We start from the raw sequence: 22,788 nt of genomic DNA, 5'->3' as shown, positions 1-22,788 counted from the left end.
TCTCATTAAAATTAGTTGTTAGCGTTAACAACCTGCTTGCCATTGTAGTAGCCGCAGTTAGGGCATACCATGTGGGACTTGCGAAGTTCACCACAGTTTGGGCAAGGAGTTAAGCCAGGGACATTCAACTTGATGTGACCCCGACGCATACGCTTCTTGGTCTTTGAAGTCTTCCGTGCTGGAACAGCCATGTTTGACACCTCCTAGGATTAATATTATCCACAAATGGTTTTTAACCGTCCGCTACTTTTTATCATCCTGATCAGGAAATAATTTTTGGAGTTTCGCGAAACGTGGATCAACTTTTTTATCTTTCTGCTTGCTGGCGGCGTAGTCATCCTCGGAGATGACGTTCCAGCCCTTGCCGGTTGGCATGGGCTTGCCGGCCTTCTCATCGGCAGAAAGCACTCGTAACGGTACCTGCTCGACGATGTTCTCGGCTAACGCGGTATCGAAGTCGATCGTCTCACCCCGCTTCAACAAGAAGACAACCTCGTCATCCTCGTATCGGGAGAAGTGGGAACGATCATCAATATACGTCTCCGTAAAGTCAAAGTCAAGTGGTAACTGAACGGGCGTCAGTGAACGACTGGATGGCACCGTCAGCGTCGTCTTCACGTGTGCGCTGATGGTTGTGTCCCCGTCGTCATAGGACACGTACCCGTCAACCTTGACCGGTGCAACGGCCAGGATGATGTCCGGGAACAGTTTAGTCAATGATGCGTTCAGATCAAAAGTACTTTGAATATGAAGTGGTTCATTTTGGTAACGATGTAACTCTGCTAACGACCATTTCATCGTACTAACCTCCTAATGCAACGTATGCAATTATACTAGGACCACAAATACTTGTCAATGTTTTTTCCTTGACAGCCCCCTAGCGAATCATAAGCGGCGGGTGCTTGAGGTCCTGCTCAACTGGGGTAAAGTGCTGATAGAGCTTGCCGGCCCGGTAGTCAAGGTTGTAGAAGCCATCCCGCATCCCCTGACTGACCTTGGTAAATAGCGGCACCGGGACCACCTTTTTGACCTGGTGAAGGTATTCCTGCCCCCGCTTGTTAAAGCCCAGGATGTGGATGTAGGGGTGGTCAACTCTGGCGGCCACCTCCTCCTCACTCAGCTGCAGGGTCGTGTACAGACACATCCGTAATAAGTGGGCGTAAGTGTAGCGCTTGGTCTTCACCCCATGAATGAAGTCGTCAAAGGTCAGCGACCGTTGGGCAACCTCCTTCATCCGGTGCTCAAGTCCCTCTGCCATCTGGTAGGTCGCCGCCAGGTAGCCCAACGGTGCCTGAATTAGCTGGTTACGCAAGAGCGGATACAAGCTTGCCCAGTCGGGGACCTGGTCAACCTGCGCCAGGGTGGTCCTCATCGCCGGCGGTACCGTAGCAAAGAATTCCGTCCCAGCAGCCACCGCCCGCCGGACTGCGCTGGCACTGGCAATCCGGCCATGGATCGTCCGGTCGTGGTAGTCGCTGCCCTGTCGTTGGACCGGGGTCAACTGGATCGGGTAGTGATTGGCCAGTACCGCCTTGGTGTAAGCGAAAGCCAGAATATCGTTGGGGTCACGGAGCTCCAGGCCCGTCTGCGCCCGCAGCTGCTGGTTGAACTGGGTAGCATAGGTGGCGTTGTACTGGTCAAAATCGGCCTGGTTAAACCGCTGCTCGGCCGCCACCAGGGCCGGAAAGTCCCAGGCGGGATGTTCAGCCCCAAAGGCCACCCGATGAACCTGAAGGGCGGCCAGAATCGCCAGGGCACCGGCTGCAAACCGGTGGGCCGGCTGAACGGTGTAGAAGACCGGCAGCTCCACCACCAGATCGACCCCGCTTTCCAGGGCGGCCTTAGCGCGGGCCCACTTATCGACGATCGTCGGTTCTCCCCGCTGGGTGAAGTTCCCACTCATTACCGCCACCGTCACGTCGGCCCCGGTTATTTGCCGTGCCTGATTCAGGAAGTAACGGTGCCCATTATGGAAAGGGTTGTATTCGACGACCATCCCAACTGCCTGCATCACAAGTCACCTACTTTCGACAAGAAAAGAACCAACGCGTCGTCTGCTCATCCGGAGCCGCTGCACCAAAGTCAGCCGTTACCTCAACGTTGGTAAAGCCGCTGCGAGTCAAGGCCGCCTCGATGGCTTTCAGGGGGTAGCTGCGCTCAAAGTGGTTCTCCCCGATCCGCTCGTAATGTCCATCCGCCAGCCGGTTGAAGAAGGCCAGGTCATGGATCACCCCGTGAGCTACATCGTCGTCGCCGTAGCTTTGCCAGAGGAAGGCCCGCTGATGGTCATCATCCTCGTAGTTGTACATGTAGCCCGGGTAAACTACGTCGGTCTGGTAGGGGGTGATCATGTCAAAAAGAAAGCGGCCGCCAGCCCGGAGGTGGAGTGCCACCTGCTGAAAGGTTATTTCAACCTCATCAATCCCCGCCAAGTAACATAGTGAGTCGGCAAAGCAGGTCACCAGGTCATACTGCCCCAAGGCGGCCAGGTTGCGCATGTCAGCCTCCACCAGGGTCAAGTTGACCCCGGCAGCCGCGGCATGCTGACTGGCCAGGCTGAGCATATCAGCCGAGAAGTCGGCCACCGTCACATCCTGCCCCCGCTTGGCCAGCAGGACCGCCAGTCGACCGGCGCCCCCTGCTAGGTCGAGAATCCGGTGAGCAGCCGGGCCGCCATTATCCCGGGTGTAGGCCGCCCACTTAGCATAGAGCTCATCATCGAAGAGCTGGTCGTAAAGCTGGGCAAAGGTGTGGTAAATCATTAGTCATTGACCCATTCATCGACGTTGACTACCGGGGCATCGGACCAGAGCTTCTCCAGGTTGTAGAAGCTCCGGGTCTCTTCACGGAAGACGTGGACCACCACGTCGCCCAGGTCGATCAGAACCCACTTGGCATGGTTCTTACCCTCGACGCTACCAATGTTAACCTGATCCTCGTGGGCCTTCTCGATGATCGCGTTGGCAATCGCCTGAACCTGTCGATCAGAGCCCCCAGTCATAATAACGAAGTAGTCTGCCATCGGGCTGATCTCGTCAACCTTCAGTGCCACAATGTCTTCGGCCCGCCGACCATCGGCAGCCTTGACAACCATCTCTAGTAATTGTTTGCTTTCCATCTATTTAATCTTCCCTTCATAAGCCGGTACCCAGGCGTTATAAGTCTCAATCGTCTTCGGGTACACTGGTTTGCTGTTTTCAATCAAATATTCTAGGGTGTGCTTGGTCTGGTAGGCAACCCCGGCACCAAGGTCGGTAGCCGTGATCCGCCGTGCCGATTCGACCCCATCAAAGTCACGGGCCGGTTCAATGTAGTCAGCCATGTAGACCACCTGCTCCAGTTTAGTCATCTTAGCTGCGCCGGTGGTGTGATGACGAACCGCGTTTAAGATGTCCTCATCCCAGATGCCGAGCTCATCCTTGACCAATTCTGCCCCCACGATCCCATGCCAGATGGCATTTCCGTAGTTCAGCAGGTCAGGATCCAAGCCCTTAGCATGAATCTCGTCGATAAAGTCCTGGTCAGGGCGCTGCTTAGCGTAGTCATGGCAGAGCCCGGCAATGCTGGCCTTCTCGACGTCAACCCCGTTTTGTTTGGCCAGGGCAATTGCGGTCTGCTCAACCCGCAGGACATGGTGGAAGCGCTTGGGCTTCAGGGCAGCCCGCAGGCGGTCGACCAGCTGGCCCCGGGTCAGCGGCACATAATGATGGCTGTACTCAATTGTTTCCTCATTCATGATACAAGTGATGCTCCTTTATAAATGCGGCGACCGCGTCCGGAACCATGTACCGAATCGACAGGCCCTGGGCGATCCGACGTCGAATGTCCGTTGAACTGAAGCTGGTCGGCGGCACGTCCACCCAGATCACCGGGTAGGCTGACTCGTTCTTGGCGCCCGGTCGACGAACCCCAACAAAGTGAAAGCGTGGCAGGCGGACCAGGTCATCAATCCGGTGCCACTTGGGTAGGTAGTCTACCATATCGCCACCGATGATGAAATAGTAGTCCGTGGTCGGGTGCTGTTCGACCAGTTGCTTCATCGTGTCATAGGTGTAGCTGACCCCACCCCGGTACAGCTCACTCTCCTCGATTCCAAACATGGGGTTATCATGAATCGCCAGCCTGATCATCGCCAGCCGCAGGTCGGCAGCAATCGCCGTCTTTTTGTCCACATGTGGTGGCGTCGCGTCTGGCATGAAATCGACTCGATCCAGGGACAACGAGTTCCCCACCTGGTCGGCCACCAGGAGATGAGCGTTGTGGATTGGGTTGAAAGTTCCACCGTAAATCCCGACCCGGAACCGGTGACTGGTCGTGACGGGTTTCGGTTGCACTCGCGTCTGCGGATTAGCAAATACTCGACAACGCTGCATAGTCACACTTCCTTAGATTCGGGCCACGCGATCAGATAGCTCGCGCCGGTCCTTATTGGCTGAAACCTTGAACAGGACCAGGACCCGACCGATCGACTGGACCACCTGGATGTCGGTGCCCCGCTCGATAAAGTCCTTGAGCTCAGCCGTGGTGACGTCCGCATTCTGCAGAATGTTGACCTTGATCAGCTCACGCCGGTCCAGGGCACCATTTAATTGGGCCAGCCACTGGTCGGTCAGCCCCTCCTTACCCACGGCAAAAATCGGCTGCAGGTGATTAGCCTGGGCCCGTAAGAAACGTTTTTGTTTTCCTCGTAATTGCATTCTTAAACCTCACTTAATTAAATCATTGCGCGACGGATCAGGGCCGCCACACCCTTGGGTACCCAGGCAGCGACGGTGGTTCCCGCCGGCACGGTAATCCAGCCCAGGCCCTCAAAGACAATGTCACTCTTCTCATGGACCCGGAATTCCTCACGTTCCAGTGGCGGGAAGGTCGCCAGGTCGTCTTCACTCGGCGGCGTCAAAAGCTCACCGACGTGTTTTTCATAAAAACGGTCCGCGTTAGCCAGCTTGGTCCGGTGAATCATCAGGTTATTGTCAAAGTAGGCCACTAAACCGGCCCGTTCCCCCTTCAGATAGTCGAAGCGGGCAATGCCACCCAGAAACAGGGTCTGCTCCGGGTTCAACTGGTAGGTCCGCGGCTTGATTTCCTTTTGCGGGGCAACCAGTTTTAGGGCCTTGGGTGACAGGACATGGGCCATCTGATGAGAATGAATGATTCCCGGCGTGTCGACCAGACGATGGCCATCATCCAGTGGGATCTCGATCTCATCTAGAGTCGTCCCGGGGAAACGGGAGGTCGTGATCAGATTCTGGACCCCGGTCCGCAACTTGATGATCTGATTGATCAGGGTTGACTTACCAACGTTGGTAACCCCGACTACGTAGACGTCACGATCACCCCGGTACTTTTCAATCGTATCCAGGAGTTGGTCGATCTGGTGGTTCTTCTTGGCTGAAACCAGGACCGTGTCGATCGGTCGCAACCCAGCCCGGTTAGCCTGCTGGCGGATCCAGTCACGAAGCTTAGGCCGCCGCAGCGAATGTGGGAGAAGGTCCTCCTTGTTGCCGACCAGCAGGATCGGATTATCGCCGACAAAGCGGTGGAGCCCCGGGATCAGACTGCCGTTGAAGTCGAAGATGTCGACCACGTAGACAATCAGGGCCTTGGACTGACCAATCTGGCTCAGCAGCTTCAAAAAGTCGTCGTCAGATAGGGAGACCGGGGCAATTTCATTGTAGTGACGGAGGCGGAAGCAGCGCTGACAGTACAGCTCATTGTTCGCCAATCCCTTTTCAATTGCCGACTTAGGGGTGTAGCCCGGGGCGGCCGGATCCGTTGACTGGATAATCGCCCCGCAACCGATACACCGTAGTTGATCGTCTTGTTCACTCATCTTTAGTTAATCCCTCCTGCCATTTCGTATCTGGATACTTCTGTTTCAACCGCTTCTCCACCAGGTCGTCCATGACGCGGTTGGGCCAGGTAACCCACTTATCCGTGCTGATCAGCGGCTGGACAAGGATACTGTAGACCCCCGCCCGATTGGCCGCAATTACGTCAGTCATCAGCTGGTCACCGACCATCACGACCTCATGAGGCTTCAAGCCCAGTTTGCGTCGGGCCCGGGTGATACCAAAGCTCAGCGGCTTGAGGGCCCGGGAGATGAAGGGCAACTTCAAGCTGGCCGTCGCCCGGGCCACCCGTTGCTTACTGTTATTGGAAATCACGATCAGGGGAATCCCGGCCGCATGGAGGTCATCCATCCAATGGCGAAGTTCCGGTGTCCCATCCGGGTTGTTCCAAGCAATCAGGGTATTGTCTAGGTCGGAGAAGACGGCACGAATCCCCTTGGCTTGTAGTTCTTGTGGTGATACCTGGTAGATATTTTTAACCATCCAGGTTGGCTTAAATTTTTCTAACAAGATTGCACCTCATTATGCAGTATTAGATTAATTATAACGATTGTTCAGACGGGTTTCAATTGATCCGATAACCCTGCCCGATCAAAAAAGCCACCCATCGAAATAAAGGGATGGGTGGCTCAAATTTTCAATCTTAGTTGAGGGCCTTCTTGGCTTCGTCAACGATGGCCGTGAATGCCTTTGGATCGTTAACAGCCAGGTCAGCCAACATCTTCCGGTTGATGTCGATGTTAGCCAACTTCAGACCGTGCATCAACTTGCTGTAGCTGATGTTGTTGATCCGAGCAGCGGCGTTGATCCGGGCAATCCAGAGTTCACGGAACTTACGCTTGTTAACCTTCCGATCACGGAAAGCGTAAACGTAACTCTTCATTACCTGGTCCTTAGCAGTCTTGAACAGACGGTGCTTTGAACCACGGTAACCCTTTGCCAACTTCATGATGCGCTTGCGACGTGCGCGCGTAACAGTTCCACCTTTAACTCGCATGTTGAAATCCTCCTACGTATTTGTATTATTTATTTCGATTGAAGTTTACTTGAATAATGGCAGTAACTTCTTGTAACGCTTTACATTGGACTTGTCCATCATGCTCAAGCCACGTAATTGACGACGTTGCTTCTTGGTCTTACCGTGGAAACGGTGACTGGTAAATGAGTTACCACTCTTGAATCCACCATTAGCAGTACGCTTGAAACGCTTTGCAGCAGCGCGGTTAGTCTTCATCTTTGGCATAACTTATTCCTACCTTCTTAAATTAATTTTTCGCTTTATCAGCAGCTGGGGCGAGCGTCAGGAAAATGCTCCGCCCCTCCATCTTTGGACGTTGGACAACAGTAGCAATGTCTGAAGTTTCTTCAGCCATCCGTTCAATCATGTCACGACCGATATCCTTATGCGTAATGGCACGGCCACGGAAACGTAACGAAACCCGAACCTTGTCACCCTTTTCGATGAACTTACGAACCCGCTTCAGCTTGACGTTGAAGTCGTTCGTGTCAATTGATGGGCTCAGCCGAATCTCCTTAACGGTTACTGTCCTTTGTTTCTTACGAGCTTCACGCTCTTTCTTTTGCATCTCGAAACGGTACTTACCGTAATCCATAATGCGGGCAACAGCTGGCCGTGCCTTTGGTGCTACTAACACCAAATCAAGGTTGGCATCTTCTGCCAATTGAAGTGCTTCACGCTTCGATTTGATCCCTAACTGTTCACCGTTTTGGTCAATCAGCCGCACTTCCCGTGCACGAATACCGTTATTGACAATCATATCTTGTGCTATGGCAACGCACCTCCAATTTTATTAGCGAAAGATCAAGCAAAAAAAGCGGGGTGCAAACCGCACCCCGCTCAATAGGAACAGACCTCACTCGTCTGCTCAATTTCATCTCGTCAGCCCGACGATCCTTATCGCCCAGGCGAGAAGCGGGTGCTTCTGCTTTTTCTTTCAACGTTTACTAGCGTACAAAACTATCGAGTAAATGTCAAGCAATTATCCCTTTTTTCGCAGATTTTCACCGTTCATCGTGATCTCCCGGGAGAGGAACTTGATTCGCTCCATGATCCGGGCCGCCTTGACCGGCTCAACGACCCCCTGGTTGTTGATCGCCAGGTGCTGTTTTTCGAGCTGGTCCATGGAGAAATTGGAGCTGAAGAAGGTCGGCAGCTCCTCTTGCATCCGGTACTCCAGGATCACACCGAGGACGTCATCGCGAACCCAGGTTGACATGGCATCGGCACCAATATCATCGAGCATCAGGACCGGGGCCTTTTTAACCGCGTCGATCTTCGAGCCGGCCTCGTTGGTCCGGATCGAATTCTTCATCTCGACGGCAAAGCTCGGGAAGTGGACCATCGTGGTCGCAACGTCGTGTTTGGCCAGTTCATTAGCCGTCGCTGCCAGGAGATAGGTCTTCCCAACCCCGAAGCTCCCCGTCAGGTAGAGGCCCGGCCGGAAGTGATCTGGCTGGTAATTATCGATGAAGTCATTAACGGCGTTGTAGGCCATCACCCGGCCTTCCGTTCCGTTCTGGTCATCGAGGTAGTAGCCATCCAGGGTTGCCCGCCGAATGAATTTAGGCATGTTGATTGAGCTAACCAGCTGGCGCAGGTGCTCCTGGTGACGACGCTCAATCAGCTGCTGGGTCGGCACGTAGGTCACGTCAATCTGACCAGCAACAAGCTGCAGCTGGGGTGAGTAGCCGGGGGCGACCGTCGCCTTGCCAGCCTTGATCAGTTGCTTCTCGTGGAAGAACTCGTACAGCTTTGACCGTCCCCGCCGGATGCTCTCCTTATTAAGCTGGGCTTGGTGCTGGTTTAAGAAAGCCTGTACCTCCGGATCCTGGTATACCTGTTTCATCACCTGATCCATGTTGGCCGCCACGTTACGCCCCTGCATCATCTTCTGAATTGTCTTGTTTAGTGATTCCAAAGCAATCACCCCTCCTTCCGCTTGTTAGCCTGACGTGCCCGGGCCTTGGCCAGGGCCACCGCCGAGGCCTTCTTGGTCCGGGCGGCCTTATCCTGCTTACTCCAGTCAGGCATTGTCTCCCGAACCTCCATCCGGCGGTAGCCGTGCTGTCCGGGCTTTCGTTTGGTCGGAGCCTGCTGGCGATCCTGGTTAAATTTCTTCAGCTGAATCAGGGCCCCGGCACCATCGTGGACCCCGGCCCGCAGCCAGTCGTTAGCGATGGCATCCACAAAGTTGCCCTTCAGAGTAGCGTTGCCGAGGTCAGCGATGACGTACCAGACCAGGACGTTGATCACCGGCGACGGCAATTTGCCATCCTGAATCAGACGGGTCAAGACATTGCGCTCACCAGCGGTCACGTAGCCCCCCGTCTGCTCCTTTAATGCCTGGAGAAAAGTGATCGGGGCGTAATTATCGGTGCTCTTTAGCAGCTGACGGTCCTTGGTCGTCAGCTGCTTATCATCACTCGGTACCTGTTTGGCAGTTTGGGAGGACGACTCGGCCACCCGCTTGTAACTGGCGGCCACCTGGCGTTTAAACTTCTTGGCGTCGAAGTGGTTGGTTGCTAGGTCCAGCGCCCCCCGAATCAACCGGGCCATCGTCGGCTCATCAATTCCGTAGAGCTGGTGTTCCACCTCGATCAGTTCCCGGTGGTCAGCAAGGTCATCCTGGGCCACTGGCTGTCCCTTCAATAGGGCCATCAGGGTCGGCCAGTCAAAATCATCGCTCGTCGTCACCAAGGAGCGGGACGGTGCCGGACTGGTCATCGTCTGGGCCTGCTTGACGGCCGCCGGCACACTCACCAATTCGCGCTGGTCGACCTGGTATGTATCCAGGAAGTGGTGACTGATATCCTTGAGATGAGACCGGTCCCCGGCCAGCCGGTATCGATAAGCGCGCTTGGCTAAGCGTTGAAAGGCCGACTCACCAATGGCTTCAAGCAGGAGAACGCTCAACAGATTATCAGCGAAGAATCTTTCCGGGGTCAGGGTTGCCTGAAGCTCGTAGACGTAGAGGTCACCCTGGGCATCGTGTTGGAAATAGGTCGAAACAATCCCCATCCCCTCCAGGCGACACAGACCCTCATCAACCTGCCGCTGACCAGCATTGACCTGCACCAAGAGGTTTGACTGCAGGCGCCGATCGGCCAGGGTTGGTGCATCAACAAGCTGACTTCGCAAAGCATAGAAGAGGCTGAAGGCGGCCGGCCCCAGTACCGGCTGGTAAAAATCGGTGAAGGTCTGATCACTGAAGTTAATGAAGTCAGCCGCGGCAGTCACTAAATATCCCGCCTGCGGATCAAAACTTGGTGCCGTCTTCACACTTTTACCCCCTACTTCTTCTTGTGCTCATCCTTGACCATCGTCTCCAACTCACTCATGAAGGCGTCCACGTCCTTGAACTGGCGATAGACGCTCGCAAAGCGAATGTAGGCGATCTCATCAACGTCCTTCAGTTCATTCATCACGAACTTACCGATGACTTGGCTGGAAACCTCATTCTCGCCGAGGCCCCGTACCTGCTTCTCCACCTTATCGGTCAGCTTGGTCAGGCGCTCCATGCTCACCGGCCGCTTTTCGGCAGACCGGACGATCCCGTTTAGGATCTTCTGCCGGCTGAATTCTTGGCGAGTACCGTCCTTCTTGATAACGAGCAGCGGTGTCTCCTCATAACGTTCGAAGGTGGTAAAGCGAAATCCGCAGTGGACACATTCACGCCGGCGTCGGATGAAGGTACCGTCCTCGCTAGGGCGGCTGTCAACCACCCGCGAACCATTTTTATGACAGTGTGGGCATCGCAAAGCGTTCCCCTCCTTTTAACTAGTTAGGTAATGCTTTATTTTACCGCGTGCCCCGCAGGTCTTCAACCAATTGGGCCACCTGGCGCCGCGTTTCTTCTCGACTGCCGTCGTTATCAATCACTACGTCTGCCTTAGCCACCTTCACACTCAAGGGGAGCTGGGCGGCAATCCGTGCCTGGGCCGCCGCCCTTGAATAGCCATTGCGGGCCATCAGTCGGCGCAATTCAGTCGCCGGACTCACCCGGACGACCACGACCAGATCGCAGTCGGTGTCGTAGCCGGCCTCAAACAGAAGGGGCACGTCTAAGACGACGTTTGCGACCCCCTGCCGCCTGAGGTTATCAACGGCCTGCCAGATGGTGTCCTTGATCAGAGGCTGGACGATCCGGTCAAGCTCCTGGCGGGCGGCCGGGTCGTCAAAGACCCGCTGTCCCAGTCGTTGTCGGTTCAGGCTGCCGTCAGGGGCGATGATCGCGGGTTCAAAGGCGGCTGCCAACTTATCGAGGGCCACCGAGCCAGGGCGCTGAACCTGGCGAGCAACCTGGTCAGCGTCGATGACCGGTATCCCCGCCTGGCGCAGCAGGGCGCTGACGGTGGACTTACCGCTGGCAATTCCGCCAGTTAAACCGATGATTTTTGTCATCACTGTTCCTCCCGCAGCGGTTGACAGTGAGGGCAGTAGGTGGTCCCCCGCTGGGCCACCTTGATCTTGATCATCTTGGTCCCACAGCGCGGACACTTATCGCCGCCGTGACCATAGGCATTAAGGCGTTCCTGGAAGCCGCCTGCGTCCCCAAAGGCATCGGTGAAGGTGTGAACCGTCGTCCCCTTGTACCTGATGGCCTGGGCCAGTTCCCTAATAATGTTGTCATGAAGATCCTTGATCTGAGAATCGGTCAGGGTATTAGCAGGCTGCTCCGGGTTGATCTTACTCATCCAGAGGACCTCATCGGCATAGATGTTGCCCAGGCCGGCTACGTGGCGCTGGTTGAGGAGGAAGGGCTTGATCTTACTCCGGCTCTTATGGAGTTCGGCAGCAAAATAGTCCAGTTTAAACGCTTCTGGCGTCGGTTCCGGCCCGATCGTCTTGAGCCCGCCAACCTGCATCTCATCCCCGGTGGACACCAGAGTCATCCGGCCGAACTTACGGGTATCGTGATAGCAGAGCTCCGTGCCATCTGTGAACTGAAAGACGACGTGGGTATGCTTGTCGATTGGTCCACTGATCGGCTGACTGAAGTACTGGCCCTCCATGCGCAGGTGGGAGACCATCGTCAGGTCATTGCTAAATCGGAAGAGCAGGTACTTGCCCCGCCGGTCGACATCCTCAATTGTCTGGCCAATCAGGGCCTGGCGAAACTCTTCGACGTCGTTGGTGATGGTCTTGCCGTAGTAAACATCAATGGCATTAATCTTGCGTCCCTTGGCGATCTTTTGCAGACCACGCCGGACGGTTTCTACTTCTGGTAATTCTGGCAACTTAAATGACTTCCTTACTTCTTAAGATCGTACCAGGTATCGCCGAACTTGCTGTCCACCTTCAGTGGAACGTCTAGCTTGACGGCCGAGTCCATCACCTGAGGAACCAGCTTCTGCAATACCGGGATTTCTTCCTTGGGGGCCTCGAAGACCAGTTCGTCATGGATCTGGAGGAGCATCTTAGCCTGGAGATGGCGTTGCTCCAGTTCGTGCTGCATCCGGATCATGGCAATCTTGATGATGTCGGCCGCACTCCCCTGAATCGGGGTGTTCATCGCCGTTCGTTCGGCAAACGAACGCCGGCTGAAGCTCTTGGCATTGATATCCGGCAGGTAGCGCCGCCGGTGGGTGATCGTCTCAACGTAACCGTGTTCCTTGGCGTAGGCTACCGTATCATGGATGTACTTCTCAACCCCGGGGAACTCGTGGAAGTAGTTCTGGATGAACTCGTGGGCTTGGGAGCGACTAACGTGGATCCGCTGGGCCAACCCGTAGTCACTGATCCCGTAGACAATCCCGAAGTTGACCGCCTTGGCCCGGCGCCGCATGTTCGGGTCAATCTCGGCATCGGCCGGCAGGTGGAAGATCCGCCGGGCCGTGCTAGCATGAATATCCTCACCATTCTTGAAGTCCTCCTGGAGGTTCTTGTCCCCCGTGATGTGGGCCAGGACCCGCAGTTCCACCTGGGAGTAATCAGACGAGAAGATCTGCCAGCCGTCATGGCTCGGTACGAAGGCCCGCCGGATCTGCCGGCCCTCAGGGAGACGAACCGGAATATTCTGCAGGTTCGGGTCAACCGAGGACAGGCGGCCGGTCTGGGTCAGGGTCTGCAGGTAGCGGGTGTGGATCTTCTGGTCGCTGGAGTGGATTACCTTGAGCAGCCCCGTGATGTAGGTTGACTGGAGCTTGGCAATCTGACGGTATTCCAGGATCTGGGCGACGATTGGGGCCCGGTCGGCCAGCTTCTCTAAGACGTCAACGGCCGTGGAGTACCCAGTCTTAGTCTTCTTAATCACCGGCAGCTTCAGCTTCTCAAAGAGGATGTGGCCGAGCTGCTTGGTGGAGTTGATGTTAAACTCCTCACCGGCCTCCTCATAGATCTGGCTCTCAATCTCAGCCAGACGCTCCTTAAGCTTGCTGCCCATGTTCTTGAGGGTCTGGGCATCGACGTGAACCCCGGTCATCTCCATCTGGGCCAGGACCCGGGTTAGCGGTAGCTCGATGTCGGTGTAGAGCGGCATCTGTTGATTTTCCTTCAACTGGTCGTAGAGGGGTTGGCGGAGGTCCGCAATTGCCCGGGTCTTATTGGCCAGGTGGGTGAAGAAGACCTTATCATCCTCGGGAACCGCCCGCTTGACCCCCTTGCCATAGACCTCCTCGTCGGTCTGAACGTTGTGGTAGTCATGCTCGCCGGCCACCTTGCCCAAGTCATTGCTGTTGTCGTTGGTGTTGAGCAGGTAAGAAGCCAGTAGGAGGTCAAAATCAACCCCGACCAGGTTAATTCCCAGACGGTGAAGGCCGACAATCTGCCCCTTAGCGTTGAAGACGTTCTTCTCTACTGCCGGGTCTTCCAACAGCTTCTTGAGCGGTGCCTGCTTCAAAAGCTCGGCATCGCGGCTGACCAGCCAGTGCTGACCGTCGCCAATCACAAAACCAGCAAACGGGGACAGGTGGTAGTTGGCCGCGGGCATCTCCAGATAGAAGCTGACTGGGCCCTCAAGTTCACCAACCTGCTTAGCCAGCTGGTCAGCAGCCAATTCCGTGTACTCAATCGGCGCTACCGCCGGCTCATCGCCTTCAGGAGCGACGTCCATCTTCTGCAGGAAGGACTTAAAGCCCATCTGCTGGTAGAAATCAACCAGTTCCTCGGTTTGCTCCCCCTGGTAGGTGAGGTCCTTCAAGCCGACCTTAATCGGGGCGTCACGCAGGATCGTCGCCAGGGTCTTGCACTCCCGGGCGATGTCCTCCTCCTCAACCAGGTGCTCCTTCATCTTGCTCTTCTTGAGCTCGTCGATGTGGTCGTAGAGGCCCTCGACTGAGCCAAACTGCTTGACTAGCCGCAGGGCCGTCTTCTCCCCAATCTTGGTGACACCCGGGTAGTTATCTGAGCTATCCCCCATCAGGGCCTTCATGTCAATAATTTGGGTCGGGGTGATCCCCAGTTTCTCCTCGACGTGGGCCGGGGTGTAGTGCTCGGTCTCGGTAACCCCCTTGTGGGTCACCGCCACCGTGGTGTGAACGCTAGCCAGCTGGGTCAGGTCCCGATCCCCGGTCACAATCAGGGTCGTGTAACCGGCATCATCGGCCTCCTTGGCCAGGGTACCGATGATGTCGTCGGCCTCGTAGTCAGACAGCTCATAACTGTGCAGGCCAGATGCCTTGACGAGCTGGCGAACGTAGGGTAGCTGTTCGGTCAGTTCCTCGGGAGTCTTGTTTCGACCGCCCTTGTAATCACTGTACATCTTGGTGCGAAAGGTCACCTTGCCGGCATCAAAGGCCACCAGGGCCGCATCCGGATGAAAGCTGTTCAGTACGTGGTCCAACATTAATTTAAAGCCGTAAATGGCCGCCGTGTGCAGACCGTCCTTGTTGGTAAACTTGTCGATCTGGCTGTGCATGGCAAAGAACGCCCGGAAGACGATGCTGTTACCATCAATCAATAGCAATTGTTTTGTCATTCAATTCCCGCCCTTCTTTTTCTAAAAACAATTGTACCAAAGATTAGCGGCCACGGTTAATTTCCCGATTAGCCTTTTCTGGAATATAATGAAGACAACTATTACTTAAGGAATGATCAATCATGCATAATCTCATCGACCAGGGACACCTGGCTGAGGCCCGCCTGTTCGCCATCGTCCTCACCTTTTGCGGGGGCTTCACCTACATCCAGTGTGACCATATCCTGGCAGCGGCCCAGACCGGAAACATCGTCTTCTTGAGCGCCGCCCTCGCCAACCATAACCTGCTCGGCGTGGTCGACCGGCTGGCCTCGCTGGTCGCCTTTGTCATTGGTTTAGCCGTCGTCAGCGTCTTCCACGCCCACATCATTCACTACTGGCGGTTCTTCTGCCTGATGCCAATCCTGATCATCGGGATCGTCGTCGGCGGCCTGCCGGCAAGCTTTCCGACCTACATCAGCGTCCCGGCAATCTCGTTTGGCCTGGCCATGCAAAACGCCGCCTTCACCAAGATCGCTGGGCTCGGCTACAGTAACGCCTTCAACAGTGGCAACCTCAAGAAATCGGTGGTGGCCTGGAGCGAGTACTACTTCCACCACGATCAGAGTCAGCGCCCACCCGCCCTGGATTATAGCGCCATTGTTATCAGTTCACCCTCGGCGCCATTGTTTCTGCCCAGGTCCAGCCGCTCCTCCATATGAAGACCATTTGGGTGGCCGTGTTGATCATCCTCATTACCAACGTCACCTATTACCTCCAGAAATGGTCAATCGAAGGCAAAAAATAAAAGCCAGACTAGGAAAATCCTAGCTTGGCTTTTATTTTTAGTCACGTTCGCTCATTCCGAAGATCTGCAGGAATGAGATAAACAGGTTGATGAAGTCGAGGTAGAGCTGGAGGGCCCCCACGATTGCTAACCCGGCGAGCGTGTTCTGGTCACTGTAGTTCATGTAGATCTGCTTCATCTTCTGGGCATCCCAGGCCGTCAGTACGACAAAGATAATGACGGCGATGAAGGAAAAGATGTAGGTGATGGCCGGACTGTGCAGGAACATGTTGACAATCCAGGCGATCATCAATGCCACCAGGGCCGCCATGGCGTGGGCGCCAAACCGGCTCAGATCACGCTTGGTGACCGTCCCGTAGATGGCCATCGTGGCGAAGACCGCCGCGGATGAAACAAAGGCTGCCGCGATATCGGCCCCCGTGTAGACGCCGGCGATCAGGGCAAACTCAACCCCGTAGATGATCGCCGTCAGCATCAGCATCACAAAGCCACCAACCGGGTTCCGGGTCGCACTGAAGCTGACCCCCATCGACAGGGCGATCGGCAATAGCAAGATGATCCAAACCATGGCCGGGTGTTGACCGAAGAAACCCATCACCTGGGCACGGAAAACCGTCATCGTCAGGTAGGCACTCAGCGCCGAAAACAGAACAGCCAGGGTCATGTTCCCATACATCCGGGTTAGGAAACGGTTCAGCCCCGCCGCGTCGGTCACAATCCGCCGGCCCGAACCATTAGAAAAGTTATCCATCAGATAATCCCTCTTTCTTATTTAATTATGAAAAATCTAAACAACTTTAAAATAACATAAAAATGGTAGCGATCACTACCATTTTTATCCGTTCGTCCTACTTATTAAGGATTTCTTTATACTTATCCTCGTATTTCTCAACGTCACCGGCACCCATGAAGATGAGAACGGCGTTATGGTACTGGGCCAGCTTGTCGATCGTATCCATATCGATTCCCTCGCTGCCCGGGATCTTGGCCTCCAGGTCGGCGCTAGAGATGTTCCCCTTGTTTTCCCGGATGGAACCAAAAATCGGGGTAACGTAGACCTTGTCAGCCCGACTGAGTGAGCTGGCAAAGCCGTCAATGTAGGCCGCCAGCCGGGAGTAGGTGTGCGGCTGGAAGACGGCGATGATCTGCTTATCCGGGTACTTCTGCCGGGCGGCATCGATCGTGGCCTTGATCTCGCTCGGGTGGTGAGCGTAATCGTCGATCATCTTGTCATCGGCCACATCGGTCTCACTGAACCGCCGTTTGACCCCGGTGAAGTTGGCCAGCTCCTTCTTGATGTCAGCCATGTCAACGTGTTCCATGTAGGCCACCGCCAGGACCGCCAGACTGTTCAAGACGCTGTGCTCACCGTAGAGGTGGATGGTGAAGGTCCCCAGCTTCTGGTCGCGGAAGTAGACGTCATAAGTTGAGCCGGCCGGTGTCCGCTGGATATTCTCCGCCCGGAAGTCGTCATGCTCGCCGGTCCCGTAGTAGTAAATCGGCACGTCGACGTCGAGCTTGTGGAGGTTCTCGTCGTCGCCCCAGGCGAAGATGGCCTTCTTGACCTGGCGGCCGTAAGTTTCAAAGGACTGGCGCACGTCGTCGATGTCCTTGAAGTAGTCCGGGTGGTCAAAGTCGATGTTGGTCATGATAGCATAATCCGGGTGGTAGGCCAGGAAGTGATCCCGGTATTCGTCAGCCTCGAAGACGAAGAAACGGTCCTGGGCGTTGCCTTTACCGACCCCGTCACCGATCAGGTAGCTGGTTGGTTCCACGGCGTCCAGTACGTGGGCCAGCAGGGCCGTTGTACTGGTCTTACCGTGGGCCCCGGCAATCCCAATACTGGTATGGTTGGCGACCTCGTTTTCCACCGCTTCTGGGTAGGACATGATCTTCAGGCCAAGCTCATTAGCCCGCTTGATCTCCGGGTGGTCATCGTCAAAGGCGTTCCCCTGGATGATCGTCATCCCCGGCTTGATGTTGGCCGGGTCAAAGGGTAGGATCTTGATGCCCGCTTCCAGCAAGGGTCCCTGGGTAAAGGTCTCCTTTTCAATATCAGACCCCAACACCGTGTTTCCCTTGTCATGCAGGATCCGGGCCAGCGAGGCCATCCCGGTTCCCTTGATTCCAACAAAATAGTATGTTTGCTTTTCCATCAATCCAGTTTCCTTTCAGCTTTCATGCAGTTAATTTAAAAGTCATTGAGGGGCCAGTCATCCCGGTCCCCCAATAAATAATATAGCATTCTAGCGTTTTGGCAATAGCTTTCACAAAGAATTAACTATTTTGCGGGGAAGAAGGTGTTGGCCCGGTCGAAGTCAACCGCTTCCCCAACTTCTTGCCAGTCATCAGGGATGATCCAGAGGCCCTTTTCGTCCGGGGCGTTCTTCAATTGCAACTCCCGGAAGCCGCAGAGCATGCCGTCACTCTCAACCCCCATCAGGGCTCCTGGCCAGATGATCTTACCATCCGGCATCATGGCACCGGGACGGGCAACGACGACCTTGATACCCTCCTCGACGTTAGGTGAACCACAGACAATCTGGACGGTCTGGTCCGCACCGATCCTGGTCTGGGTGATCTTCAGGTGGTCGGACTTCGGGTGGTCTTCCAGCTTCTCCACGTAACCGACAACAAATTTTGGCGCCGCATCGGCCGTTAACTGCTGGTCGAAGCCGGCCGCCGTCAGCTTGGCGTTGAGCTTAGCCACCTGGTCATCATCTAGGAAGACCTGACCATTTTCGCCCTTTAACTCGGGAAGAATCGTGCTGGCGGCTAGGAAGTTATAGCCGAGCAACTGTCCCTTATCATTGGTGATCTGAGCCACCCCATCCTTGACCGTACTGGTCTGATCGCCACTATCGGGAGCCGTGATGACAACCAGGATGTCGCCCATTTCCTTCGGGTTGTAACTTGAAATTAACATTGAATGTTCCTTTCCAATTTGAATTTAGGACCGTCAAAAATAACGGCCACATACCGCCATCCTATTTTACTTCAAATCGCGCAAAAAATCTTCTACTTGTTGCTTACTTTTCCGCTCCTTGCTGACGAAACGACCAATCTCTTGACCATCTTGGAAGACGACGAAGCTCGGGATCCCAAATATATTAAGGTCGGCGGCTAGGTCGATATTCTCATCGCGGTCAACCAGGTAGAAGTGAGCATCGCTAAAGTCCTGCTCGATGTCTGGCATCGCCGGCTTGATCGCCTGGCAGTCCGGGCACCAGTCAGCGGTGAAGAAGAGGACAAAACGGCCGTCGTCAACCCGCCTCAATAGTTCGTCCTCACGCATTACCGGTAGTTTTTCCATTCTTATCCCTCCCATTTTGCTTATTATATCACGCCGTCTGGACCTAACCAGTAATCAGCTTGGACCGGCCAATTTGTTTTTTGTTGCAACGGTATGGTAAAATAAATGTGTCGTCTTAAATTACCCAATCTCCAAATTTTTCAAGAAAGAAGTAATTTAATCTAAAATGAACGATTCAAACAGTACAGCCAACCCCTGGATCGTCCCCATTACCCTGGGGGCCTCCGGGCTTGCCGGCTTCATTTGTGGTAAGCTCTTCGGCAATCGACCAATGTCCGCCCGGCGAATCTTACGGATGGTCCGTAATGATTTTGCCCGCGAAGGCCAGATTACCGGAAGTTGGATTGACCACCATTCGGTACCATTTCAACGCTTTGCCGTTAAGACGAGTGCCTACCAGGGTGGCTTGACCCGCCGCGAAGACGATGAGCTGGTAAACTACGAGTTTAAGGCCGACGCCTACACCGGTAGCTTACTGGAGCTCAAGCGAATTGAAGAATAAGAAAAGTGGTTGATGAGGATCTGCTCCCCGTCAACCACTTTTTTATTATTCGAAGTGTGCCGTCAGCTTGTAGATCGGCTGACCCTTGGCCGCAAACTTCTGCTCGTATTCGGTCTCGACGTTATGTTCGCCCTCCGCACTGTTGTGGAGGTCAAGCCAGACCCCGTCGAAGTGCATACCAAAGTTGTTCATGCTCTCTAGGGAGAACTCAAAAAGGACCATGTTGTCGGTCTTGAGCTCAACGGTCCCCTGATCCTTTAAGATCTCCTGGTAGCTAGCCAGGAAGGTCTTGTAGGTCAACCGCCGCTTAGCGTGCCGCTTCTTCGGCCACGGGTCGGAGAAGTTCAGGTACAGCCGGTCGATCTCGTGGGGTTCAAAGAAGGTGTCAAGGTCCTCCCCATCCCCGCAGATCAGCTGCAGGTTCGGTAGGTCTTCCTCGCCCAAAGCCTTCTTCAACGCGATCGCCGCCACCGTCCGCTGGATCTCCAGGCCGATGAAGTTGATTTCCGGATAGGCCTTGGCCATGCCGATAATAAACTGACCCTTCCCCATCCCAACTTCCAGGTGAATCGGCTGCTGTTTGCTAAAGCGCTGCTGCCACTTTCCCTTCCAATCGGCAGCATTTGTAACCATCTTTTCTGGGTGGGCCACAATCAGGGGATCGGCCCACTTTTTATGTTTAACACGCATAGTTTAACTTTCCTCACTTAATTTCTTGATTCGGGCCCGGAAGTATAACCGGGTCAACAATACAACTTCGATGACGGCCAGGACCAGGTTGACCCCGAACTGCCGCCAGTTGAGGGTCATGCCGAGGCTGGCCAGGATGATCAGTGCCGCAACTAAGGCGGTTACCCGGACCAGGAGCCGGGAAAAATCCGCCCGCCGTTGGGCAAAGGGTACCGGGTAGAGGTGGGTGAAGACGTTGCCGTCGAACTGGTCAAACAGGGGCATCAGCTGGCTGGCGATCAGGTAGATGAACAGGACCACCAGGGCGCTATTGAGCCAGGTGATCGGCACAACGAAGGCCACCACCATTGCCAGCAGGGTCAGCCGGATGACGATCCCACTGATGTCGGTGTTACGTAACAGGCCACGCGCGTAGAGATAGGACCAGGGGTGGCCAGGAACCGTCAATCTCCGGATCAGCCCGTTGGCCCAGGGCCGCCGCTTGACATTGCCCTGAACCTTCGGCACGTCGGTGAAGAGGTTGAAGAAGCGGTAGACGCTGTACATCCGGTCATCCTCCATCTTCACCGCCGCCCGCCAGTCAATCGTCAGCTTGGTCGGGCTGAAGAAGTAGTCCACATTTGCGCCAATGGCAATGACTAGAACAAGCCCCCACAGCGGATTTACCAGCCAGGTAACCATGGCGACCACCAGGGGTAATAACCACTGGGCTAAATGCAGCCACTGCCGCCGTTGCCCCCACTGCTGACTAATCATTCCCTGGGCCAGCCGCAGCCAACTGTCCTTGGCCAGCATGGCTACCAGAAAAATGCTTACCACATCAACCATGGTCAGCCGTTCGGTCGTCAGAGCAAAGGGCAAGGCCACAAAGGCACCCGCCAGAGTCATCAATTCCCCCAGGGCCAGGCTATAGCGTCCAGCCTGCCGGAGATAACGCTGCATGTGCCCCACCATGGGGAGCAAAAAGACCGGGTCCGGTCGTTCCACCAGGGTCGCCAACCGTCCCACCTGCGCCAGGACGGTAAACCAGGCCACCAGTAGCCAGCGGCTCCACCACAGGTGCGGTCCTAATTGGGGCAGCCACTGGGCATAACCATACGCTAGGGCACCGAACAGGAAGAAGAGGGCGATGACGAAGTGGTCGTTAAATACCAGCCGCCAGTACTTCAGCAACATCATGAAGTGCCGCTGACGGCGCTTGTTGAATAGATTACTCATTCTGACCATCCCTTGCTAAATGAAGATAGATCTCGTCCAAAGATTCATCCGGCCGGTCCGCCAGCTTACGTAGCTCATCCAGGGTTCCGCGTGCCCGAACCTTACCATCGGCCAGCAGGACAAAGCGATCACAGTAGCGTTGGGCGGTGTCGAGAACGTGGGTCGACATCAAGACCGCCACCCCGGCCTCCTTCTTCTTTTCGATCAGGCCCAGCAGGTCGTGAACCGCCAGGGGATCCAGGCCGTAGAAGGGCTCGTCGACGATCAATAGCTTGGCGTCCGTCATGAAGGCGCAACAGATCATCACCTTCTGCTTCATCCCCTTGGAAAAGTTGGCCGGGAACCAGTCCAACTTGTTATCGAGGCGAAAGAGTTTCAGAAGCCGGTGGGCCCGCTGCCAGGCCTGGTCGTGGTCCAGACCATAGGCGTCCATCGTCAGCTCCAGGTGTTCCTTCAACGTCAACTCATCATAGAGGATCGGCGTCTCGGGAACGTAGGCAATTTGTTGCTTGTACTTCTCCGGCTCGTCTTGGATGCTGATCCCATTCAGCATGATCTTCCCGGAGAACGGGCGCAGGATACCAATCACGTGGTTAATTGTCGTCGACTTACCAGCCCCATTCAGTCCGATCAGGCCGACCAGTTCACCGGGCTGGACATCCAGGCTAACATCCTTCAACACGGGGAGCTGGGAGTAGCCCCCGACTAGGTTCTTAATCTCAAGTGCCATTGTTGTCGCGATCCCTTCTTTTCTGTCGAAATTTCTTCAGCATTTAATTATAACATACCAGATTATCCCTTCCGCAGTGAAGGAAGACGTATTTTAAGTTATACTATAAGGTAATAAAACAAAGGAGGGGGTACATCATGACTGATTGTATCTTTTGTAAAATTATCGCCGGCGAGATTCCCAGCTACACCGTCTACGAGGACGACGTGGTTAAGGCATTTTTAGACATCTCACAGGGCACCCCAGGCCATACCCTAGTCGTCCCAAAGAAGCACGTTCCCGACCTCTTCGCCTACGATGAGGACCTCGCCGCGGCCGTCTTCGCTCGCCTGCCAAAGATTGCCCGGGCCATCAAGAAGTCCAACCCGGCCATCAAGGGGATGAACGTGGTCAACAACAACGGTAAGGTCGCCTACCAATCCGTCTTCCACTCCCACATTCACCTCATCCCACGCTACAGCGACGATGACGACTTCAAGATGATCTTTAAAGACAACTCCGGCAACTACAATGACGAAAAGTACCGGCAGATCCAGCAGGCGATCAAGGACCAGATGGAAGATGATCAATAATGCTGAATGATATCAAAGAAATGATCGCCCAGGTCAAAAAGATTCAGGCCCAGGTCACCAGCCTGCAGGGCAATCTTCAGCAGCTCCAGCAGGCCATGGCCGGCGTAAACCACTTTGTCGACGGGGTCAATAGGGACGTCGCCAAATGGCGGTTCAAGAACGCCCCACGCCTGGAGCGAATCCAGAAG

29 protein-coding genes, 1 pseudogene and 1 other annotated feature are annotated in these 22,788 nt (G+C 55.0%); of the genes and pseudogenes, 4 read left to right on the top strand and 26 right to left on the bottom strand.

The genetic code is table 11. The features are described from left to right. Nucleotides 1–11 precede the first annotated feature (11 nt). The 19 genes from rpmF to polA form a co-directional block, all read right to left on the bottom strand. Nucleotides 12–191, bottom strand: coding sequence for a 50S ribosomal protein L32 (gene rpmF, locus FD34_RS03265; RefSeq protein ID WP_057806748.1), 180 nt, complete (start codon nucleotides 189–191; stop codon nucleotides 12–14). A 52-nt stretch (nucleotides 192–243) separates the two neighbouring features. Beyond that, nucleotides 244–798 (bottom strand): YceD family protein, encoded by a 555-nt coding sequence (locus tag FD34_RS03260; protein ID WP_057806745.1) that lies wholly within the window; start codon nucleotides 796–798, stop codon nucleotides 244–246. 79 nt (nucleotides 799–877) lie between these two features. Further along, on the bottom strand, nucleotides 878–2,011 hold the full coding sequence (locus FD34_RS03255) for a nucleotidyltransferase (protein ID WP_057806743.1): 1,134 nt from the start codon (nucleotides 2,009–2,011) through the stop codon (nucleotides 878–880). 10 nt (nucleotides 2,012–2,021) lie between these two features. Continuing rightward, nucleotides 2,022–2,762, bottom strand: a complete 741-nt coding sequence (locus FD34_RS03250) for a class I SAM-dependent DNA methyltransferase (protein WP_057806740.1) — start codon at nucleotides 2,760–2,762, stop codon at nucleotides 2,022–2,024. Beyond that, nucleotides 2,762–3,118, bottom strand: a complete 357-nt coding sequence (gene rsfS / locus FD34_RS03245; RefSeq protein ID WP_057806738.1) for a ribosome silencing factor — start codon at nucleotides 3,116–3,118, stop codon at nucleotides 2,762–2,764. The genes FD34_RS03250 and rsfS overlap by 1 nt, the downstream gene beginning before the upstream one ends. After that, on the bottom strand, nucleotides 3,119–3,736 hold the full coding sequence (gene yqeK, locus FD34_RS03240) for a bis(5'-nucleosyl)-tetraphosphatase (symmetrical) YqeK (RefSeq protein ID WP_057806736.1): 618 nt from the start codon (nucleotides 3,734–3,736) through the stop codon (nucleotides 3,119–3,121). Continuing rightward, entirely contained in the window at nucleotides 3,729–4,373 is a 645-nt protein-coding gene (locus FD34_RS03235) for a nicotinate-nucleotide adenylyltransferase (RefSeq protein ID WP_057806734.1), read from the bottom strand. The genes yqeK and FD34_RS03235 overlap by 8 nt, the downstream gene beginning before the upstream one ends. A 12-nt stretch (nucleotides 4,374–4,385) precedes the next feature. Next, on the bottom strand, nucleotides 4,386–4,697 hold the full coding sequence (gene yhbY, locus FD34_RS03230; protein WP_057806732.1) for a ribosome assembly RNA-binding protein YhbY: 312 nt from the start codon (nucleotides 4,695–4,697) through the stop codon (nucleotides 4,386–4,388). A gap of 17 nt (nucleotides 4,698–4,714) precedes the next feature. Next, nucleotides 4,715–5,833, bottom strand: a complete 1,119-nt coding sequence (gene yqeH, locus FD34_RS03225; RefSeq protein ID WP_057806730.1) for a ribosome biogenesis GTPase YqeH — start codon at nucleotides 5,831–5,833, stop codon at nucleotides 4,715–4,717. Next, complete coding sequence (locus FD34_RS03220; protein WP_057806728.1) at nucleotides 5,826–6,362, bottom strand: YqeG family HAD IIIA-type phosphatase; 537 nt, start codon at nucleotides 6,360–6,362, stop codon at nucleotides 5,826–5,828. Before FD34_RS03220 ends, yqeH begins: the two co-directional genes overlap by 8 nt. Nucleotides 6,363–6,495: 133 nt before the next feature. Beyond that, nucleotides 6,496–6,849, bottom strand: a complete 354-nt coding sequence (gene rplT / locus FD34_RS03215; RefSeq protein ID WP_057806726.1) for a 50S ribosomal protein L20 — start codon at nucleotides 6,847–6,849, stop codon at nucleotides 6,496–6,498. Nucleotides 6,850–6,894: 45 nt separating this feature from the next. Further along, nucleotides 6,895–7,095 carry a 50S ribosomal protein L35 gene (gene rpmI / locus FD34_RS03210; RefSeq protein ID WP_057806724.1) on the bottom strand — a complete coding sequence of 67 codons (201 nt, stop codon included), beginning with the start codon at nucleotides 7,093–7,095 and terminating at the stop codon, nucleotides 6,895–6,897. Between the two features lie 22 nt (nucleotides 7,096–7,117). Beyond that, the gene (gene infC, locus FD34_RS03205; protein ID WP_057806723.1) at nucleotides 7,118–7,630 is read right to left on the bottom strand and encodes a translation initiation factor IF-3; all 513 of its coding nucleotides are present in this window, start codon (nucleotides 7,628–7,630) and stop codon (nucleotides 7,118–7,120) included. Nucleotides 7,631–7,673: 43 nt separating this feature from the next. Next, nucleotides 7,674–7,807 (bottom strand) — a sequence feature (ribosomal protein L20 leader region). Nucleotides 7,808–7,852: 45 nt separating this feature from the next. Next, nucleotides 7,853–8,791 carry a primosomal protein DnaI gene (gene dnaI / locus FD34_RS03200; RefSeq protein WP_057806671.1) on the bottom strand — a complete coding sequence of 313 codons (939 nt, stop codon included), beginning with the start codon at nucleotides 8,789–8,791 and terminating at the stop codon, nucleotides 7,853–7,855. A 5-nt stretch (nucleotides 8,792–8,796) separates the two neighbouring features. Next, entirely contained in the window at nucleotides 8,797–10,152 is a 1,356-nt protein-coding gene (locus FD34_RS03195) for a replication initiation and membrane attachment family protein (protein ID WP_057806670.1), read from the bottom strand. Nucleotides 10,153–10,163: 11 nt separating this feature from the next. Further along, nucleotides 10,164–10,631, bottom strand: a complete 468-nt coding sequence (gene nrdR / locus FD34_RS03190) for a transcriptional regulator NrdR (protein WP_057806669.1) — start codon at nucleotides 10,629–10,631, stop codon at nucleotides 10,164–10,166. Between the two features lie 40 nt (nucleotides 10,632–10,671). Further along, nucleotides 10,672–11,274, bottom strand: a complete 603-nt coding sequence (gene coaE, locus FD34_RS03185; protein WP_057806668.1) for a dephospho-CoA kinase — start codon at nucleotides 11,272–11,274, stop codon at nucleotides 10,672–10,674. Continuing rightward, nucleotides 11,274–12,110 (bottom strand): DNA-formamidopyrimidine glycosylase, encoded by an 837-nt coding sequence (gene mutM, locus FD34_RS03180; protein ID WP_057806667.1) that lies wholly within the window; start codon nucleotides 12,108–12,110, stop codon nucleotides 11,274–11,276. Before mutM ends, coaE begins: the two co-directional genes overlap by 1 nt. A gap of 14 nt (nucleotides 12,111–12,124) precedes the next feature. After that, nucleotides 12,125–14,788, bottom strand: a complete 2,664-nt coding sequence (gene polA / locus FD34_RS03175) for a DNA polymerase I (RefSeq protein WP_057806666.1) — start codon at nucleotides 14,786–14,788, stop codon at nucleotides 12,125–12,127. 122 nt (nucleotides 14,789–14,910) lie between these two features. Here polA and FD34_RS03170 point away from each other — a divergent pair. Continuing rightward, nucleotides 14,911–15,575, top strand: a pseudogene (locus FD34_RS03170) (YoaK family protein). Between the two features lie 37 nt (nucleotides 15,576–15,612). Here FD34_RS03170 and FD34_RS03165 read toward each other — a convergent pair. From FD34_RS03165 to FD34_RS03150, 4 genes are all read right to left on the bottom strand, one after another. After that, complete coding sequence (locus FD34_RS03165; protein ID WP_057806665.1) at nucleotides 15,613–16,326, bottom strand: Bax inhibitor-1/YccA family protein; 714 nt, start codon at nucleotides 16,324–16,326, stop codon at nucleotides 15,613–15,615. A 97-nt stretch (nucleotides 16,327–16,423) separates the two neighbouring features. Then, nucleotides 16,424–17,731 carry a UDP-N-acetylmuramate--L-alanine ligase gene (murC, locus tag FD34_RS03160; RefSeq protein WP_057806664.1) on the bottom strand — a complete coding sequence of 436 codons (1,308 nt, stop codon included), beginning with the start codon at nucleotides 17,729–17,731 and terminating at the stop codon, nucleotides 16,424–16,426. 125 nt (nucleotides 17,732–17,856) lie between these two features. Further along, on the bottom strand, nucleotides 17,857–18,501 hold the full coding sequence (gene ytpR / locus FD34_RS03155) for a YtpR family tRNA-binding protein (protein WP_057806663.1): 645 nt from the start codon (nucleotides 18,499–18,501) through the stop codon (nucleotides 17,857–17,859). Nucleotides 18,502–18,567: 66 nt separating this feature from the next. Next, entirely contained in the window at nucleotides 18,568–18,888 is a 321-nt protein-coding gene (locus tag FD34_RS03150) for a thioredoxin family protein (RefSeq protein WP_057806662.1), read from the bottom strand. A gap of 166 nt (nucleotides 18,889–19,054) precedes the next feature. On the opposite strand from FD34_RS03150, the gene FD34_RS03145 reads away from it, so the two are divergent. Further along, complete coding sequence (locus FD34_RS03145; RefSeq protein ID WP_057806661.1) at nucleotides 19,055–19,390, top strand: hypothetical protein; 336 nt, start codon at nucleotides 19,055–19,057, stop codon at nucleotides 19,388–19,390. Between the two features lie 45 nt (nucleotides 19,391–19,435). On the opposite strand, the gene trmB is transcribed toward FD34_RS03145, so the two are convergent. From trmB to FD34_RS03130, 3 genes are read right to left on the bottom strand one after another with little or no spacing between them, the layout of a single operon-like run. Continuing rightward, nucleotides 19,436–20,080, bottom strand: coding sequence for a tRNA (guanosine(46)-N7)-methyltransferase TrmB (trmB, locus tag FD34_RS03140; protein WP_057806660.1), 645 nt, complete (start codon nucleotides 20,078–20,080; stop codon nucleotides 19,436–19,438). Between the two features lie 3 nt (nucleotides 20,081–20,083). Then, a complete protein-coding gene (locus FD34_RS03135; RefSeq protein ID WP_057806659.1) occupies nucleotides 20,084–21,298 on the bottom strand; it encodes an ABC transporter permease in 1,215 nt (404 codons plus the stop codon). Continuing rightward, nucleotides 21,291–22,028, bottom strand: a complete 738-nt coding sequence (locus FD34_RS03130) for an ABC transporter ATP-binding protein (RefSeq protein WP_057806658.1) — start codon at nucleotides 22,026–22,028, stop codon at nucleotides 21,291–21,293. Before FD34_RS03130 ends, FD34_RS03135 begins: the two co-directional genes overlap by 8 nt. Nucleotides 22,029–22,165: 137 nt before the next feature. Here FD34_RS03130 and FD34_RS03125 point away from each other — a divergent pair, with 137 nt between their 5' ends. Further along, complete coding sequence (locus FD34_RS03125; RefSeq protein WP_057806657.1) at nucleotides 22,166–22,600, top strand: HIT family protein; 435 nt, start codon at nucleotides 22,166–22,168, stop codon at nucleotides 22,598–22,600. Further along, a partial coding sequence (locus FD34_RS08595; protein WP_057806656.1) for a hypothetical protein occupies nucleotides 22,600–22,788 on the top strand: 189 nt, incomplete at its 3' end. The genes FD34_RS03125 and FD34_RS08595, both read left to right, overlap by 1 nt.

The organism is Limosilactobacillus pontis DSM 8475 (genome assembly GCF_001435345.1).
In the GTDB taxonomy this organism is placed as follows: domain Bacteria; phylum Bacillota; class Bacilli; order Lactobacillales; family Lactobacillaceae; genus Limosilactobacillus; species Limosilactobacillus pontis.
The sequence above is the reverse complement of the archived record's forward strand: the minus strand, read 5'-3'. Positions and strand labels throughout refer to the sequence as shown.

What these genes read in the sequence shown, in the direction of transcription:
- FD34_RS03255 (WP_057806743.1), bottom strand. Translation starts at nt 2,011, where the DNA reads ATGCAGGCAGTTGGGATGGTCGTCGAATACAACCCTTTCCATAATGGG.
- FD34_RS03135 (WP_057806659.1), bottom strand. Translation starts at nt 21,298, where the DNA reads ATGAGTAATCTATTCAACAAGCGCCGTCAGCGGCACTTCATGATGTTG.
- yqeH (WP_057806730.1), bottom strand. Translation starts at nt 5,833, where the DNA reads ATGAGTGAACAAGACGATCAACTACGGTGTATCGGTTGCGGGGCGATT.
- infC (WP_057806723.1), bottom strand. Translation starts at nt 7,630, where the DNA reads ATGATTGTCAATAACGGTATTCGTGCACGGGAAGTGCGGCTGATTGAC.
- FD34_RS03125 (WP_057806657.1), top strand. Translation starts at nt 22,166, where the DNA reads ATGACTGATTGTATCTTTTGTAAAATTATCGCCGGCGAGATTCCCAGC.
- FD34_RS03150 (WP_057806662.1), bottom strand. Translation starts at nt 18,888, where the DNA reads ATGGAAAAACTACCGGTAATGCGTGAGGACGAACTATTGAGGCGGGTT.
- rsfS (WP_057806738.1), bottom strand. Translation starts at nt 3,118, where the DNA reads ATGGAAAGCAAACAATTACTAGAGATGGTTGTCAAGGCTGCCGATGGT.
- rplT (WP_057806726.1), bottom strand. Translation starts at nt 6,849, where the DNA reads ATGCGAGTTAAAGGTGGAACTGTTACGCGCGCACGTCGCAAGCGCATC.
- FD34_RS03250 (WP_057806740.1), bottom strand. Translation starts at nt 2,762, where the DNA reads ATGATTTACCACACCTTTGCCCAGCTTTACGACCAGCTCTTCGATGAT.
- yhbY (WP_057806732.1), bottom strand. Translation starts at nt 4,697, where the DNA reads ATGCAATTACGAGGAAAACAAAAACGTTTCTTACGGGCCCAGGCTAAT.
- trmB (WP_057806660.1), bottom strand. Translation starts at nt 20,080, where the DNA reads ATGCGTGTTAAACATAAAAAGTGGGCCGATCCCCTGATTGTGGCCCAC.
- FD34_RS03130 (WP_057806658.1), bottom strand. Translation starts at nt 22,028, where the DNA reads ATGGCACTTGAGATTAAGAACCTAGTCGGGGGCTACTCCCAGCTCCCC.
- rpmF (WP_057806748.1), bottom strand. Translation starts at nt 191, where the DNA reads ATGGCTGTTCCAGCACGGAAGACTTCAAAGACCAAGAAGCGTATGCGT.
- FD34_RS03235 (WP_057806734.1), bottom strand. Translation starts at nt 4,373, where the DNA reads ATGCAGCGTTGTCGAGTATTTGCTAATCCGCAGACGCGAGTGCAACCG.
- FD34_RS03260 (WP_057806745.1), bottom strand. Translation starts at nt 798, where the DNA reads ATGAAATGGTCGTTAGCAGAGTTACATCGTTACCAAAATGAACCACTT.
- ytpR (WP_057806663.1), bottom strand. Translation starts at nt 18,501, where the DNA reads ATGTTAATTTCAAGTTACAACCCGAAGGAAATGGGCGACATCCTGGTT.
- FD34_RS03165 (WP_057806665.1), bottom strand. Translation starts at nt 16,326, where the DNA reads ATGGATAACTTTTCTAATGGTTCGGGCCGGCGGATTGTGACCGACGCG.
- rpmI (WP_057806724.1), bottom strand. Translation starts at nt 7,095, where the DNA reads ATGCCAAAGATGAAGACTAACCGCGCTGCTGCAAAGCGTTTCAAGCGT.
- FD34_RS03145 (WP_057806661.1), top strand. Translation starts at nt 19,055, where the DNA reads ATGAACGATTCAAACAGTACAGCCAACCCCTGGATCGTCCCCATTACC.
- polA (WP_057806666.1), bottom strand. Translation starts at nt 14,788, where the DNA reads ATGACAAAACAATTGCTATTGATTGATGGTAACAGCATCGTCTTCCGG.
- murC (WP_057806664.1), bottom strand. Translation starts at nt 17,731, where the DNA reads ATGGAAAAGCAAACATACTATTTTGTTGGAATCAAGGGAACCGGGATG.
- coaE (WP_057806668.1), bottom strand. Translation starts at nt 11,274, where the DNA reads ATGACAAAAATCATCGGTTTAACTGGCGGAATTGCCAGCGGTAAGTCC.
- yqeK (WP_057806736.1), bottom strand. Translation starts at nt 3,736, where the DNA reads ATGAATGAGGAAACAATTGAGTACAGCCATCATTATGTGCCGCTGACC.